This is a genomic window from Longimycelium tulufanense (assembly GCF_014645795.1).
In the GTDB taxonomy this organism is placed as follows: domain Bacteria; phylum Actinomycetota; class Actinomycetes; order Mycobacteriales; family Pseudonocardiaceae; genus Longimycelium; species Longimycelium tulufanense.
In genome coordinates this window covers 47,446-63,526 of record NZ_BMMK01000021.1, presented here as the reverse complement: position 1 = coordinate 63,526, position 16,081 = coordinate 47,446, and the positions used below count along the sequence as shown (strand labels likewise).

The following is a 16,081-nucleotide window of genomic DNA, read 5'->3' as shown; positions in this document are numbered from 1 at the left end:
CGGCTGGCCCCGGTGGTCCTGCCGTTCCGCCCCCCGCTCCCGCGGGCGGCCCGGGCGGCGGTCCCGGCTACCCCGGTCCCGGTGGGCCCGGTGGCCCAGCGCAGCACCCAGGCCAGCACCCCGGCATGCCGCCGCAGGGAATGCCGCAACCGCCCCGTGGTCCGATGCCGCCCGGCGCGGCCGGTCCTGGCGGACCCGCGGGGCCCGGTGGGCCTGGCGGACCCGGTGGTGTTCCTGGTCACGGTCCGCGCCCGCCGATGGGTGGCCCCGGAATGCCGCCCCCGGGACAGCAGCCTCCGGGCGGCTTCCCTCCGCCGGGCGCTCCCGGGGCGCCGATGCCCCCTGGCGCCGGCCCTCGTCCGATGGGCCCCGGTGGTCCGGGCGGGCAGCAACCGGCTCGCCCGCCGCAGCCGGGCGAGCAGCCGACGGAGGTCCTCCCGCCGCTGCACTCCGACCAGCCGCGCGAGCCGGAGTTGCTCACGCACTACGAGCCGCTGCCCGGCGAACCCGGCGGTCCGGCACTGGCCGACGGCGAGGACTACGGGGACGATGACGACGCCGCCCCGTTAGGCGAAGAGGAGGAGCGTCAGATGCGTCGCAAGCGGATCTGGCGCCGGGTCCGGCGTACCTGTTACGTGCTCGCGGCGGCGAGCATCATCGTGCCGTTCATCGCGTTCTGGCTCGGCTACTTCGCGTGGGACGTCCCCAACGTCGAGCAGGTCGCCGCCGAGCAGAAGAAGACGATCACGGTCTACGCCGCCGACGGCCGGACCGAGCTGGGCAAGATCGCGCCGAAGGAGGGGGCCCGCACCCTCATCGAGTACCAGGACATCCCGCAGACGGTGAAGGACGCGGTGGTCTCCGCCGAGGACGGCACCTTCTGGGAGAACGAGGGTTTCAGCTGGCGGGGCATCGCCGGTGCGGTGTGGAACCAGCTGCGCGGCCGCGAGGGCGGCGGTTCGACGCTGACCCAGCAGTACATCAAGCAGGCGACCGGCGCGGATGAGTACTCCTACGTGCGGAAGTTCAAGGAGGTCGTGCTCGCCTACAAGATGACCAAGCGGTACAGCAAGGAAGAAGTCCTCACCGCTTACCTGAACACCGTCTACTTCGGTCGCGGTGCCAACGGTGTCCAGAGCGCCGCCCAGGCATACTTTGGCAAGGACGCCAAGGACCTCGATGTCGCCGAGGCCGCGGTGCTGGCCGGCGCCATCCAACAACCGTCGCGCTGGGACCCGGCGGTCGACGAGGCGGGCGCCAAGGCGCGCTGGAAGTACGTGCTCGACAAGATGCAGGAGCAGGGCCGGCTCAAGGCCGGTGAACGGCCGACCGAGTACCCGCACACCCTCAGCCAGGAGGAATGGCAGAGCCAGGCCGGGGGCGGTGGTGGGCCGCGCGGCCAGATCTTCGGGCAAATCCGGCAGGAGGTGGAGCACGATCTCAAGCTGAACTGGGACGTCGTCCAGAAGAACGGCCTGAAGATCGTCACCACCATCGACTCGAAGGCCCAGCAGCAGCTGGAGAAGATCGCTGACGAGACGATGAAGGGCCAGCCGGAGAAACTACAGACTGCGGTGGTAGCCATCGACCCGAACACCGGCGGCGTGATCGCCTACTACGGCGGTAACAAGCAGTTCGACTATGCCGGCGTGGGTGAGCGGCCAGCTGGCTCGGCGTTCAAGCCCTTCGTGGCGGCCACGGCGTTGAAGGAGGGGCGGGGGATCGGCGACACCTACGACGGCGTCGGTCCGAAGACCTTCGCTGGCGACTACACGGTGGTGAACTCCGAGGACGACAACCGGTGTGGCAAGCACTGCAGCGTCCGCGAGGCGATGAAGCGGTCGGTCAACACCGTGTTCGTCGAGATGGCGATGAAGTATGGGCCACGGAACGTGGCCAGTACCGCCTACGACTCGGGCATCAGCCGGAAGAACCGCGATGGCAAGCCCACCCTGGGTGACGAACAGGGCAACGTGGCGGCCGGCGTCGCGCTGGGGATGTACCCCGTGCGCGTACTCGACATGGCCAACGCATATGCAACGTTCGCCAACGGCGGGGAACGGCACAAGGCACATCTCGTCGAGAAGGTCCTGTACCCGAACGACGAGGTACGTGCCCAGTTCGTCGACGACAAGAACTATGCGTTCGATCCGTCGGACACCCAGAACAACGCCAAGATCGCGCGTAACGTCACGGAGACGATGCTCCAGGTCGCGGACTACTCGAGGCGGGACCTGAAGGGCAACCGCCCGGTGGCCGCGAAGACCGGTACCCACGGTATCGAGAACACCAACGAGAACTCCGACGCCTACATGGCGGGCTACACCCCGCAGATCGCCACCGCGGTCTGGGTGGGGACCGGGAACACCGAGCCGATCAAGTGGCGGGACCCGAGGACTTCGGGCAAGGAGGTGCCGATCTACGGCAGCGGACTGCCCGGCCTGATCTGGCAGAAGTTCATGGACGCCTACCTGCAGGGCAAGCCGGTGGAGAAGTTCCCGCCGTTCCAGGCGATCGGCCGGGCCGAGGCGCCGAAGCCGTCCGCGCCGCTGTCGCGGTCGCGGGTGCCGACGTCGTCCTCCCAGCCGCCGACCTCGGCCGCGGAGTCGAGCGAGCCGAGCCCCTCGCTGAGCCCGTCGATCTCCCGGCGGCCCGGCCCGTCCTGGCCGGACGAGTGGCCCACGCGGGGGCCGGAGGGTCCCGGCGGGAAGCCACCCGGCAACGGTGGTGGTGGTGGTGGCGGCGGTCACGGCGTCTTCCCGCCACCGGATGAACCGGACAATCGGGATTCAGGCTGAGCACGGCCCGTGGGGCCGGCCATCGATCGGATGGCCGGCCCCACGGCGTTCCGGGGTTCCTGCCGGGCTTCCGGCCAGGTCGCTTCCGGGACAACGCTTCGGGAGGCTCGGCCCCTTGCGAGAAGCTCACTCACCCGAACCTGGCGGAGTTCGCTGCATCCCGGAGACGCCCCGGGTTGTCGTGTTCGCGGAACCGTGCCCAGGCAGGTGCGGGGCCATGTGGGTGAGCCAGGCCGTAGCATCGGGCGGTGTCCAGCCCGACGAGCACCCCGAGCGCACCGGATCACCCCGACCCGGACACCCGCTCGCTGAGCCCGGCCGACCGGGTCGTTCCCACCTGGACGGAGCCGCTGGCCAGAACGGCCAGCCATCCGGTGGGCGGGCCGCTGGGCCGGCATGCGGTGATCGGCCGGCACTGGTTCTGGACGCCGCTGCGGGTGGTGCTGCTGCTGGCGACGATCACGCTGGCCCTCGGGTGGTTCGGCAAGGCGGCGTGCATCCAGCAGTACCGGACCGACTCCGGGCAGCTCGAGCTGGACTGGCGCGGCAGCCGCCAGTACGTGGCGATGTGCTACTCGGACACGGTCCCGCTGTACACGGCGGAGCGGCTGGACAAGGGGCTGTTCCCGTACCAGACCTCGTGGACCGAGAAGCAGGGCGACCACGAGCAGGTCCGGTACATGGAGTACCCGGTGCTCACCGGTCTGTTCCAGTGGGTGAACGCCAAGCTCGCGCACGGGTGGCTGGCGATCGCCCAGACCGGATGGTTGCCAGCCGCGTTGCCGGTGGTCGTCTACTTCGACATCTCCGCGCTGTGGCTGGCGTTGGCGTGGCTGGTGACGGTCTGGGGGGTGGCGAGACTGGCGCGGCGACGGGCGTGGGACGCCGCGATCGTCGCGATCTCCCCGCTGGTGATCGTGCACGCGTTCACCAACTTCGACACGCTCGCCACGGCGTGCGCCACCGCCGGCCTGCTCGCCTGGGCTCGACGACGACCCGTGCTGGCCGGCGTGTTGCTGGGCATCGGTGGTGCGGCCAAGCTCTATCCGCTTTTCCTGCTCGGGCCGCTGCTCGTGCTGTGCGTACGGTCCGCGCGCCTGCGGGAAGGGCTGCGGACCGCGACGAGCGCCGTTCTGACCTGGGCGGCGGTGAACGCGCCGATCGCCCTGTTGTTCCCGGACGGCTGGCGCGAGTTCTTCCGGCTCAACTCCGAACGCGGCGCGGATCCCGACTCGCTCTACAACGTCGTCTCCTACTTCACCGGCTGGCCCGGCTTCGACGGTCCGCTCGCGGCCGGGCAGACGCCCACGGTGCTCAACACGGTGACCGCCGTGTTGTTCGCGGTCGGCTGTGTGGGCATCGCCTGGGTGGGTCTGTCCGCGCCACGGCGACCACGGCTTGCCCAGCTCGGTTTTCTTGTCGTGGCGGTGTTCTTGCTGACGAACAAGGTGTGGAGCCCGCAGTACTCGTTGTGGTTGGTGCCGCTGGCAGTGCTCGCGTTGCCTCGCTGGCGACTGCTGCTGGCCTGGATGACCGTGGACGCGCTGGTCTGGGCGCCGCGGATGTTCTTCTACCTGGGCCCGGACAACAAGGGGCTGCCCGCGGACTGGTTCCTGGGCGCCGTCGTGCTCCGGGATGCCTTCGTGGTGTTGCTCTGTGTGCTGGTGCTGCGTGACATCTACCGCCCGGAAGGGGATCCCGTCCGGCGGATCGGAGACGACGATCCCACCGGCGGAATGCTGGAGAACACCGAGGACCGGCTCGTGCTCGGGCGGCGCAGGGCCGTCCCGGCAGCCGCGGCCTCAGGCGCCCCGGCCCCACCATCGTGACCGGGTCGCCCAGCCCGCGACGGTCAGCATCGGTAGCAGTACGAGTCGGACGAGGAGTCGCCGCCCTGCAGCCGTACCTGATGCACTCGCAGGCCCCGGAAGTCCTCCCCGTGCAGGAAGAACCGCTCGTCGATGGCGAGGCCACCGCCGGCCTCCGGGTCGGTGTCGATCTTGGCCATCCAGGCGCCGACGTCATCGGGGTAGAACTGGTCGTCCCAGGAGCCGTACAGCGAGTTGGTCAGGTAGACGCGCCGTCCGTCCCGGCTGACCTCGACCATCTGTGGACCACCGGCGAGTGGTTGGCCCGGCAGCGCTGGGTGGGTCGCCCGGCCAACGATGCCGCCGAGGCGTACCGAGGCGACCTCGCGGGGTGCGGAGGGGTCGCTCACGTCGTACTGCTTGAGCTCACCGGTTCCCCAGCACGAGACGTAGAGAAACCGGTCGTCGACCGTGAGGTTGATGTCGGTGACCAGCGGGGGTACCGCCCCGAACGGCTTGAGCACGGGGGGAAGCAGTTCCGGGTCCGCCCGCTCGGCGGGAATGGTGATCACCTTGTCCGCGGTCCAGATGTCGCCGTCGCGGTGCCAACGCCAGACCGAGGCCGACAGGTCCTGCGTGGACACGACGACACCGGCGAAGCCCCATCGCGCTTCCGGGTCGTGCGAGGGGCGTAGCTCCAGCACCATCTGGTGGTGCTCCCCCAGATCGACGCGCTGCAGGTGGCGTCCCTCGGCCAGGTCCCAGAAGTGCAGGGCGTGGCCGTAGGCGCTTTTCAGGAGCAGCTCCGGCACGACCCCGTCCTCGATCATGGACGGGGTGCCCCACTCGCTGGTGACGAGGGTGTTCTGGTTGAGGTGCCACCAGGCGTCGTAGGCCAGGTGCTGTGGTCCGCGGTCAGTCTCCCAAGCGCCCAGGACGTCGAAGGTGTCGTGGTCGAGCAACGCGATCCCGCCCGGCCCGTCGGAACCGTCGGCCCCGCCCAGGCAGGACAGGTAGATCCCGGTAGGGCCGCAGTGCAGTGTGTGGGGGCGCGAGTAGCCGGCCTTCTCGGCGAGTTCGGTCGCGTGCACGGTCCGCGCGAGTGTTGGCCGCCGCGGGTCGGGGTGGGTATCGAAGATGTGGATGTTCGACGAGCGCAGGCCGGGTAACAGCAGGTAGCGGCGCTGGAGCCCGGTCATGTCGTGCCCCTCGTGGGCGAGTGCGCTGCTGCACGCGTTCCACCCGAAGTGGTGCAGCTCGTCGCCGCGGGTGGGCATGTCCGACCAGCCGACGATCCTGCCGTAGGACGAGGAGCCGGGGTCGACGTCCACGGTGAGCAGCGCGTCGGGCCGCGTCGCGGTACGGTCGAACGCCGCCACGTACGCCAGCCGTTCCGCCGGTGCGGCAACGGCGTGTGCCGGGCTGCGGTAGAAGGTTGGATCGCCCACGCCATGCGGCTGCCGCATCGAAGCCTCCTCGCGGCGGATACTCCGCCGCGGTCCCCTCGGTGGCCGCGGTCGAACCCGGCCGTTCACCCCGAGCTTTCTCCCCGCCCCGGAGGGGAGCAAGGCTGCCGGTCACAGCGAGGAGAAGATCCACTCGGATGCCGCAGTCGCGGTCCCAGCGGGAGGGCAGCCCCCGCCCGCCCTGGGTCTGCGCAGCCCGCGGCAAGCCTATGAGCTGAGAAAACGCAAAAGCAAGAACAAGATCACAGGCTGTGGATGGGTCGCCAGGCCTGTGGACAACGCCGGAGCCCGACGGGCCAAGGCTGGCATCATCGATCACAGTTCCGGCCGTGGATCTGGTTGCCCAGTTGTGGTGCCTCCCCGGCCGTGGCCGATCAGCGGCCGAGTACCTCGTCGAGTGCCGCGGCACCACCCGCCGGTTCCAGCCGGGCCCGCGCGTCCTGGATCAGCCGCTCGCCCGGCCACCACCACGCGAGCAGGGCCAGGCTGCCGAGCAAGCCCGACACCACGGGCAGCGCGGTGTCACCCAGCACGAACACCAGCACGAACCCGACCAGGATCGGCGCCTCGGCAAAAGCCATCCGGGACAGTGCCATGGTGTGGAGGAAGTGCGCGGCCCCGTTCCGCGACGCAACGTCGGCGGGCGGCGCCTGCCGCTCCAACAACGTCACCAGCAACCAGTCGGCCGCGGCCAACACCAGCGGCAGCAACGCCGCGGCCTGGTATTCCAGCCCGACCCCCGGGAAGATCACGAACAGGCCCAGCACCGTGATCACCACCGCCGCGAACACGAACGAGTAGGCGATCATCTGCAGGTGCCGAAGCGCGGCGGGAGCAGCCACGACGAGCCTCCGGGCCTCTCACGCCCGACCGATCAGCCGGCGGGCAGCGGTTGGGGTCGCTCCGACGGTATCGCGTCCTCGTCCACAGTGGACCGCGCCGCCAGGAACACCACGAACAACCCCACCAACAGGGCAGCCCGGCCCCACACCCCGATCATCACCGCCTGGGCGGCGAACCCGTCGTAGATCGAGGAAGGCAGCCCGTTCGCCGTCGCGTAGTACCAGCGGAAGATGCCGATCCCCATCGCCAGGTCGGCCAGGTAGTAGGCGATCACCCAGCCCCAGCGGACCCGCAGCAGCACGAAGAACGGCACCAGCCAGAGCGTGTACTGCGGCGAGTGCACCTTGTGGAACAGCAGGAAGCCGCACAGCATCGCGGCGGAAACCTGGATCCACGGGTAGACGCCGTGCCGCTGGTAGTGCCACCAGCCCACCAGGCAGGCCGCCGCGAACGAGGCGAGCACCAGGGTCGGCGACCAGAAGCCGACCGCGTCCTGGAAGGCGGTGTTCGACGGGTCCGAGAACGGCCGGAAGCCCCAGAACCACACCGAGTTGGTGGTGATGTCCACCTGCCGCAGCTGCTGGAACGTGAACGACGCCCGCCAGCCCTGGTAGCCGAACAACGCGAAGGGCAGGTTCACCAGCACCACGGTCACCACGGCCGCGAGCACCACGCGCACGGCGGCCAGCTTGCGCACCGGCGGTGCGATCTCCCGCGTGCCGTCCGCCCTCCGGCGGCCGCCGGTCAGCACGTAGAGCAGCAGCGGGAGCACGAACGCGCCCGGATACACCTTGAACGCGAAGCCCACCGCGAGCAGCACCGACGCCACCGTCGCCCGCTGCACCAGAGGCCGCTCCGCCCCGGCACGACCCCAGCCGCGGTAGATCACGTACACCGCCGCGACCGCACACGCCACGACCGGCAGGTCCCAGTTGTGGAACGCGTAGAGCACCAGCGGCGGGCCGATCGCCCACGCCAGCGCCCGCCACCGCGAGAGCCGGCCCAGGAAGTACGCCGTGAGCAGCCCGAACGGCGCCATCAGCAACGCCGAGTAGGCCAGGTACTGGGCGTCGTTGCTCGCGAAGATCGCGCCGGCCCAGATCAGCAGGCCGGTCACCACCGGGTACTCGACCGAGCCCCCGACGAGCTGGCCGTCGTCGGTGATGCGGCCGTGGATGTACGGGAAGACGTGCCGGTCGATGTCCCGACCGATCCACAGGTGCTGGATGTCGGAGTAGCAGACGTCGCGGTCGATCCGCTGCTTGTAGTCCGGCTGCGTGCGGCCCCACTCGTCGAAGTCCGGTCCGGTGCAGCGCGCTTTGTTGGCGTAGCCGGCGATCAGGGTCAGCCCGCACAGCAGGACGACGACGGCCAGCGCGACCCGCCCGAACCGCAGCGCGACGGCGCGACCGGACCGGCCCTTCTCCTCGGGCACCCGCACCTCCCGGTCGCGCAGCACCTCCACCACGTCGACCGGATCGTCCGCGACCCCCTCGGTGGCGGCTCCGGTCACCAGCCGGCGCGCCACCCGCTCACCGTCCGAGCTTCTCGCGCAGGAACGCGATGTCGTCGGCCTGGCCGTTTCCGGGTGTCTCCACCACGACCGGTGCGCCCGCGGCCGAGCACACCGCGACCAGCAGGTCCGGGTCGATCGTGCCGGCACCGATGTTGGCGTGCCGGTCGCGCGAGGACCCGAAGGCGTCCCGCGAGTCATTGAGATGCACCAGATCGATACGGCCGGTGATCGACTTCACCCGGTCCACGATCCCCAGCAGCTCCTCGCCGGCGGCGAAGGCGTGGCAGGTGTCCAGGCAGAAGCCGGGGCCGAAGTCGCCCACCGCGTCCCACAGTCGGGCCAGCATGTCCAGCCGGCGGGCCATGGCGTTGTCGCCCCCCGCGGTGTTCTCGATCAGGAGCGGCACGGCGAAGCCGCCGGCGTCGGCCTGTCGCTCGAACAGCTTGCGCCAGTTGGCGATGCCCTCGGCCGGGTCGTCGCCCTTGGTCACGTGCCCGCCGTGCACGATCAGCCCGCTCGCGCCGGTCTCGGCCGCGACCTTCGCCTGCTGGGCCACGGCCTTGCGGGAGGGAATGCGGATGCGGTTGTTCAGCGACGCCACGTTCACCACGTAGGGGGCGTGCACGAAGACCTCGATGTCGGCCGCGCGCAACTCCTCCGCCTGCGGGTGCGGCTGCGCCGCCGTCCAGCTCTGTGGGTTGGAGAGGAAGACCTGCACCACTTGGGCGCCGCGTTCGTTCGCGGCGCCGAGTGGGTTGTCGACGCCGACGTGGGCCCCGATGCGCATGACGCCGAGGGTAGTAGTAGGCCGAGACGGCCTCGCACGTCACCGTCCGTACCCCGGCGAGCCCCGGAGGTATGGCCCGCGTCACCTTCCCCGCGTACGGTCGTTGGGCCTCGTGACGTAACCGCCGGGTTGAGCCGGAGGGAGGCCCGGATGACCCTCGGCAGGACCGGCCGACTGGCCCGGGTGAGCGCGGCCGCCACCCTGGCGGCGGCGCTGGGTGCGGCCGGCGCACTGGCCGGGGCCGGTGCGGCCACGGCCGCCGAACCGGTCGTGGTGGGCGACTGTGCGGCCAGTGTCGGTGGCGAGGCCGGGCAACCGGTCTCGCTCGCCCCGGGCGCGATCGCCGGGCCGGTGGTCGAGGTGGTCCGGGCGGTTCCCGGCGGCCTGCTGCTCGCCGACCCGGCGGAGCGGAACATCCGGGAGTTACCCCCGATCCCGCTGGGCACCGTACCCGCCGGAGGCGGCACGATCGGCGGCCGGCAGATCGCGGCCGCGGTGGTCGCGGAGCTGCGGAAGATCCCGCTGCTGGGGCCGATCATGGACGAGGTGGCGAGGCGGGTCACCGACCGGCTCACCACGACGTGCGGGATCACGGTGCGGGCGTCGAACGCGGCCGCCGCTCCGGTGCAGGACGAGGCCCGGGCCGTGGCCGAGCGGGCGCGGCCGGGCGGTGGCACGCGGCCGGCGCCCCGGCAGCCTGCCGACGGGCAGCCGGCCCAGCCGCAACCCCAGCAGCCTCCGGGTCAGGAGCCGGCGGTGCGGCAGGGTGCCGGACCGACCCACGAGGTGGTGGGCGGCGGGCACAAGCCGCGTAACTTTGATCTGTTCCGGCTGGCCGGCTGGGGTTGGTACGACTTCGGGCGGGTGCCGTTCTACGACTACTCGCGGCTGCCCTTCGCCACCCCGGGCGGGTGGGCGCCGTCCCCGGGCCTGCGGTACGGGGGCCGGGGCGGGGAGTACCCGCCGGAGTTCGGGTTCTTCGGTGGGCCGCAGGCCGCCGACAACAGCGTGACCCACGCCGGCCGGGCGGAGGCCCTGCCGCCGGCGCGTACGAACCGGGTCGGGGCCGGGGCGGTGCTGGCCGTCCTCGCCCTCGCGACGGTCACGGCCGGGCTGGTGCGTGCCTGGGCACTCCGCCGCGCCACCCGCTGAGAGCGGGCCGCCCCGACGCCACACCGACCCCCTGCCGGGACGCCGGCCGCGCCGGTTGCTAGCCTGGCTCGGTTGCTGACGCGACAGATCCTCCTGCCATGGAGAGCCCATGGCCGTGAGCCCACAGGAGGTGAGTGGTCTTCATGCGTCACTACGAGGTGATGGTCATCCTCGACCCGTCCCTGGACGAGCGCACCGTCGCTCCGTCGCTGGACACCTTCCTCAACGTCGTCCGGACCTCGGGCGGCAACGTGGAGAAGGTCGACGTCTGGGGCCGTCGTCGGCTGTCGTACGAGATCGCGAAGCACGCCGAGGGCATCTACGCCGTCGTCGACGTGTTCTGCGACCCGGACGCGGTCAAGGAGCTGGACCGCCAGCTCGGCCTGAACGAGTCGGTGCTGCGGACCAAGGTCCTGCGCCGCGAGGACACCCGTACCGCCGTCAAGGCCTGACCGGGCCGGTAGGGAGCCGTTCCCATGGCTGCTGGTGAGACGACGATCACGGTGGTCGGTAACCTGACCGCCGACCCGGAACTGCGCTTCACCCCCTCGGGCGCCGCGGTAGCCAACTTCACCGTGGCCTCCACCCCGCGCATCTTCGACCGCCAGAGCGGCGAGTGGCGCGACGGTGAGGCGTTGTTCCTGCGCTGCAACATCTGGCGGCAGGCCGCCGAGAACGTCGCCGAGTCCCTGACCAGGGGCATGCGGGTGATCGTGAGCGGCCGGCTGCGGCAGCGCTCGTTCGAGACCCGCGAGGGCGAGAAGCGCACCGTGATCGAGCTGGAGGTGGACGAGATCGGCCCCTCCCTGCGCTACGCGACGGCCAAGGTGAACAAGGTCAGCCGCGGTAGCGGTTCGGGGGGCTTCGGCTCATCCGCACCGGCTGCTCCCGCCGACGACCCGTGGGGCTCCGCCCCGCCCGCCGGTTCCGCCGGGTACAGCGACGAACCGCCGTTCTGATCGGCCGGTATCCCACCCGGTATCCGATCCGGCACGAGTCGCGCCCGTCGAGGCGGCCGGCGTTCCCCGATCCAGGTAGCTGCTCAGTCCAGGAGGACGACCCATGGCGAAGGCGCCTGCACGCAAGCCGAAGAAGAAGGTCTGCGTGTTCTGCAAGGACAGCACGCAGATCATTGACTACAAGGACACCACCCTGCTGCGGAAGTTCATCTCCGACCGCGGCAAGATCCGTGCCCGCCGGGTGACCGGCAACTGCAGCCAGCACCAGCGCGACGTCGCCACCGCGGTGAAGAACGCGCGCGAGATGGCGCTGCTGCCCTACACCTCGACCGCCCGCTGAACCGGCTGATCACGAGGGGAGACGAGAGTCGTGAAGCTCATCCTCACCACCGACGTGGCCGGCCTCGGCGGTCCGGGCGACACCGTCGAGGTCAAGGACGGCTACGGCCGTAACTACCTGCTGCCGCGCGGCCTGGCCATCGTGGCCACCCGCGGCGCGCAGAAGCAGGTCGAGACCATTCGCCGTGCCCAGGAGACGCGCCGGATCCGCGACCTCGACCACGCCAAGGAGGTCAAGGGCCAGCTCGAGGGCCTGGGTGCGGTCCCGCTCAAGGCGAAGGCCGCCGAGGGCTCCACGAAGCTGTTCGGCTCGGTGACCACCGCCGATGTCGTGTCCGCCATCAAGGCGGCCGGTGGCCCGCTGCTGGACAAGCGCATGGTGGAGCTGTCCGGGCACATCAAGACCCTGGGCACGCACAAGGCCGGCATCCGGCTGCACCCGGAGGTCACGGTCGAGGTCCGGCTCGACGTCACCTCGGCCTGATCCCTGCGGGCCCGATCCCGCGCGGTAGCCACCGCGACGAACGCGCACTGGCGACGACGGCGCACGCGCCGCCCGTCAGGTCATCCGACGATCACCCGATGGGCGGCGCGTTCGTCTGTTCGCGGCATGCCGGGTTATCCCCAGCCGGTTGTGACGACCGGCTCCCGACACGCCGAGTTTGCTGTCACACACGACACGCCGGGCTCGTTTGGGGTCATTTTGTCCACAGCTTATCCACAGGGTTTAACCTGCGGATTTTTCTTCCGGGGATCAAGTTGTCCCCAGGTTGTCCCCAGCCTTCCACAACTTCCGGGGCGGCCTGTGGTCAATCGTCCTGGGCTATCCACAGCCGAACCCGTCCCTGTGGATAACCACGGTTTGCCTGGTCCGTACGGGCGATCTACCGTCGCCGCTCGTTGCTCTCGCGTTCGCTGAGCGTGGCCACGGCGCGGAATGCGCCGGTTCGTGGGTGCCGCCGGTTACAACCACAGCGGGGCGGGGGGATCGGGTCGCGAGCTGGGAGGTGTTTGCGCGGTGGCGCTGCCGGACGACCGCGGGATGCGGGCACCTTCACCGGGTCCGGGTGACAACGGGTACTCCGACGGCCCCGACCGACTCCCGCCGCAGGACCTCGCGGCCGAGCAGTCGGTGCTCGGCGGCATGCTGCTGAGCAAGGACGCCATCGCGGACGTGGTGGAGATCCTGCGTCCCGGTGACTTCTACCGACCGGCGCACCAGGTCATCTACGACTGCGTTCTCGACCTGTACGGGCGTGGCGAGCCCGCCGACGCGGTCACCGTGGCCGCCGAGCTGGAGCGGCGTGGCGAGCTGCTCCGCGTGGGCGGCGGTCCGTACATGCACACCCTGATCGCCACCGTGCCCACCGCGGCGAACGCCGGGTACTACGCCGAGATCGTCGCGGAGAAGGCGGTGCTGCGCCGGCTCGTCGAGGCGGGCACCCGGATCGTGCAGCTCGGTTACCACGGGCAGGACGGGGCCGATATCGACGAGGTCGTGGACCGTGCGCAGGCCTCGATCTACGAGGTCACCGAGCGGCGGACCAGCGAGGACTACCAGGCGCTGGAGGACCTGCTCCAGCCGACGATGGACGAGATCGACGCCATCGCCTCGCGCGGCGGCGTGTCGCTGGGCATCCCGACGGGCTTCGCCGACCTGGACTCGGTGACCAACGGCCTGCACCCCGGCCAGATGATCATCGTCGCGGCTCGACCCGGTGTGGGCAAATCCACGTTGGGACTGGACTTCGCACGCTCGTGCTCGATCAAGCACGGCATGTCGAGCGTGATCTTCTCGCTGGAGATGAGCCGGATCGAGATCGTCATGCGCATGCTCTCCGCCGAGGCCCGCATCCGGCTCGCCGACATGCGGTCTGGTCGGATGACCGACGACGACTGGACCCGGCTCGCGCGGCGGATGAGCGAGATCAGCGAGGCGCCGCTGTTCATCGACGACTCGCCGAACCTGACCATGATGGAGATCCGGGCGAAGGCGCGGCGGCTGAAGCAGCGGCACGACCTGAAGCTCGTCGTGGTCGACTACATGCAGCTGATGACGTCCGGCAAGCGGGTCGAGTCCCGGCAGCAGGAGGTGTCGGAGTTCTCCCGGAACCTGAAGCTTCTGGCCAAGGAGCTGGAGGTTCCGGTGATCGCGATCTCGCAGTTGAACCGTGGTCCGGAACAGCGGACCGACAAGCGCCCCATGCTCTCCGACCTGCGCGAGTCCGGCTGCCTGACCGCCGGCTCCCGGATCCTGCGCGCAGACACCGGCGCGGAGGTCACCCTCGGCGACCTCCTGGCCTCCGGCGAGCAGCCCGTGGTGTGGTCGCTGGACGAGCGGATGCGCATGGTTCCGCGGCCCATGGTGAAGGTGTTCCCGAGCGGGGTGAAAGAGGTCTTCCGATTGCGTCTCGCCTCCGGCCGGGAGGTGGAGGCGACCGGAAATCACCCGTTCCTCACCATCGACGGCTGGATTCCGCTGGCGGAGCTGGCGGTCGGCGACCGCCTCGCCGTGTCTCGACGCGTACCCGAGCCGCTGTGCACGGAGCCACTGCCGGAGCCGGAGATCATCATGCTGGCGCACCTGCTCGGCAATGGTTCCTTCGTCCGTCGCCAGCCGATCCGCTACGCCAGCAGGGACGAGGCCAACATCCGCGCGGTTGCCGAGGCCGCGCGTCATTTCGGCGTGCACCCGGTGCGCGACGACCACGGAGCCGCCCGCTGCACGTCCCTGCGCCTGCCCGCGTCGCACCGGCTCGCGTGCGGGAAGCGGAACCCGATCGCCGAGTGGCTGGACGGGCTGGGTTTGTTCGGCCTGCGCAGCCATGAGAGGTTCGTGCCGGACCGCGTGTTTGCCCTGCCAAAGGAACAGATCGCGTTGTTCCTGCGGCACCTGTGGTCTACCGACGGTTCGGTTCGCTGGGACGACAAGGCGGGACACGCACGCGTGTCCTACGGCTCCACGAGTCGTCGCCTGGTCGACGGCGTTGGCCAGCTCCTGCTTCGACTGGGAGTCCAGCCACGGATCAGGCAGGTCCGCAGGAGCGGGTACCGCGACGGCTGGCAGCTCTACATCTACGGTGTGGAGAACCAGCTGTTGTTCTTCGACGAGATCGGGGTACATGGCGCACGCGGCCTACTGGCCGTCGAGGCCGCTCGGCGGCTCCGCACGATCGTCGGCAACGCGAACCTGGACACCGTGCCGCGCGAGGTGTGGGATCGGGTGCGATCACTGCTGGCGGCACAGGGAATCGCGCACCGCGCGTTCTCGGCGGCCATGGGCTCCCGGTTCTGTGGCTCGACGATGTGGAAGCACGCGCCGAGCCGGGCGCGGTTGGCCAGGGTGGCGGCGGTGTTGGACGACGCCGACCTGGAGATGCTCGCGACCAACGACGTGTTCTGGGACAGGATTGTCGAGATCACCAGCCTCGGCGAGCAGGAGGTCTACGACGGAACCGTCCCGGGCACCCACAACTTCGTGGCCAACGGCGTTTCGGTGCACAACAGCCTCGAGCAGGACGCGGACATGGTCATCCTCATTCACCGGCCGGACGCGTGGGAGCGCGACGACCCGCGCATGGGGGAGGCGGATCTGATCCTGGCCAAGCACCGGGCCGGTCCGACCGCGACCGTCACCGTTGCGCATCAGCTGCACTACAGCCGCTTCGCCGATCTCGCCCAAGGCTGAGACGACGTCTCCCCGGCTCCGCGAACGGATCCTTCGGACCGTGCTGCCGAACGTGGGCGATGGGCTCGCACACCCTACGAATCGCCATTTTTCGATTCGTTCGCGGGTAAAACATGAATAGAAGCTCGAGTTCGATGAGCTGATCTACGCCCCCATAGAGCGATCAACGAGAATTCCCCTGATGATCTTCTCTAACGACTTTCGTCACGCTGACGAAGTTGCCGGCGGATGATCTGGTCGAGGACCAGAACGGGCGTCACCAAAAGGGTGTATACGAGTACCTGCTGCCACCACTCTCCGTCGATCATGGAGAACGTGGTCCACGCCAGCACCAACCAGACCGGGGGCCAGACCCACCGCGTCACGCCGTCGTACCTCTCCGCCCGGGAGGGCGGGCGGCGGGTGTCCTGCACCGGCCGCATCGGCGGTATCTCGTGCCCGGTCAAGGCCGCCTCCCCATGGGCTCACGATGATCGGTCGACCGCGATCATCCATGATCCCGCCGATGGCTCTCCCGGGAGGTACTACGACTTTCGTTGATCCCTCCGAGGAGGGTCCCGCGCATGATCCCGGCGGGCGGTGACAGGCCGGACGGCACGGCAGAGGTCACCGGGCCGGACGGACAATCGCTGCGCTCCGTAATGCCATGCCCTGAGCTGATCAGGCCAGAGATCACCGATATGGGTGGTTGCAGACCCTTGATCTGACCCAGGCATTAAGGGGAC

At 69.9% G+C, this 16,081-nt stretch carries 13 protein-coding genes; 8 read left to right on the top strand and 5 right to left on the bottom strand.

The features are described 5' to 3' along the window. The first annotated feature begins 362 nt into the window (after positions 1-362). Together IEY55_RS20375 and IEY55_RS20370 are read left to right on the top strand one after the other, a co-directional pair. The gene (locus IEY55_RS20375; protein WP_189060102.1) at positions 363-2,798 is read left to right on the top strand and encodes a transglycosylase domain-containing protein; all 2,436 of its coding nucleotides are present in this window, start codon (positions 363-365) and stop codon (positions 2,796-2,798) included. 248 nt (positions 2,799-3,046) lie between these two features. Then, positions 3,047-4,627, top strand: a complete 1,581-nt coding sequence (locus IEY55_RS20370; protein WP_189060101.1) for a glycosyltransferase family 87 protein — start codon at positions 3,047-3,049, stop codon at positions 4,625-4,627. A 23-nt stretch (positions 4,628-4,650) separates the two neighbouring features. On the opposite strand, the gene IEY55_RS20365 is transcribed toward IEY55_RS20370, so the two are convergent. From IEY55_RS20365 to IEY55_RS20350, 4 genes are all read right to left on the bottom strand, one after another. Beyond that, entirely contained in the window at positions 4,651-6,072 is a 1,422-nt protein-coding gene (locus tag IEY55_RS20365) for a selenium-binding protein SBP56-related protein (protein WP_189060100.1), read from the bottom strand. A 374-nt stretch (positions 6,073-6,446) separates the two neighbouring features. After that, positions 6,447-6,914, bottom strand: a complete 468-nt coding sequence (locus tag IEY55_RS20360) for a hypothetical protein (protein WP_189060099.1) — start codon at positions 6,912-6,914, stop codon at positions 6,447-6,449. 32 nt (positions 6,915-6,946) lie between these two features. After that, entirely contained in the window at positions 6,947-8,311 is a 1,365-nt protein-coding gene (locus IEY55_RS20355; protein WP_189060147.1) for a glycosyltransferase family 87 protein, read from the bottom strand. A 136-nt stretch (positions 8,312-8,447) separates the two neighbouring features. Continuing rightward, complete coding sequence (locus IEY55_RS20350) at positions 8,448-9,218, bottom strand: deoxyribonuclease IV (RefSeq protein ID WP_189060098.1); 771 nt, start codon at positions 9,216-9,218, stop codon at positions 8,448-8,450. A gap of 150 nt (positions 9,219-9,368) precedes the next feature. Here IEY55_RS20350 and IEY55_RS20345 point away from each other — a divergent pair, with 150 nt between their 5' ends. From IEY55_RS20345 to IEY55_RS20320, 6 genes are all read left to right on the top strand, one after another. Further along, positions 9,369-10,370, top strand: coding sequence for a hypothetical protein (locus tag IEY55_RS20345; RefSeq protein WP_189060097.1), 1,002 nt, complete (start codon positions 9,369-9,371; stop codon positions 10,368-10,370). A gap of 143 nt (positions 10,371-10,513) precedes the next feature. Further along, positions 10,514-10,822 (top strand): 30S ribosomal protein S6, encoded by a 309-nt coding sequence (rpsF, locus tag IEY55_RS20340; RefSeq protein ID WP_189060096.1) that lies wholly within the window; start codon positions 10,514-10,516, stop codon positions 10,820-10,822. A gap of 24 nt (positions 10,823-10,846) precedes the next feature. Beyond that, positions 10,847-11,329, top strand: a complete 483-nt coding sequence (locus IEY55_RS20335) for a single-stranded DNA-binding protein (RefSeq protein WP_189060095.1) — start codon at positions 10,847-10,849, stop codon at positions 11,327-11,329. A gap of 103 nt (positions 11,330-11,432) precedes the next feature. After that, on the top strand, positions 11,433-11,669 hold the full coding sequence (gene rpsR / locus IEY55_RS20330; RefSeq protein WP_189060094.1) for a 30S ribosomal protein S18: 237 nt from the start codon (positions 11,433-11,435) through the stop codon (positions 11,667-11,669). A gap of 30 nt (positions 11,670-11,699) precedes the next feature. Continuing rightward, the gene (gene rplI, locus IEY55_RS20325; protein WP_189060093.1) at positions 11,700-12,152 is read left to right on the top strand and encodes a 50S ribosomal protein L9; all 453 of its coding nucleotides are present in this window, start codon (positions 11,700-11,702) and stop codon (positions 12,150-12,152) included. A gap of 534 nt (positions 12,153-12,686) precedes the next feature. After that, positions 12,687-15,356, top strand: a complete 2,670-nt coding sequence (locus tag IEY55_RS20320) for a replicative DNA helicase (RefSeq protein WP_229686577.1) — start codon at positions 12,687-12,689, stop codon at positions 15,354-15,356. 191 nt (positions 15,357-15,547) lie between these two features. Here the strand turns inward: IEY55_RS20320 and IEY55_RS20315 are convergent, their stop codons facing one another. After that, entirely contained in the window at positions 15,548-15,802 is a 255-nt protein-coding gene (locus IEY55_RS20315; protein WP_189060092.1) for a hypothetical protein, read from the bottom strand. Positions 15,803-16,081: the final 279 nt, after the last annotated feature.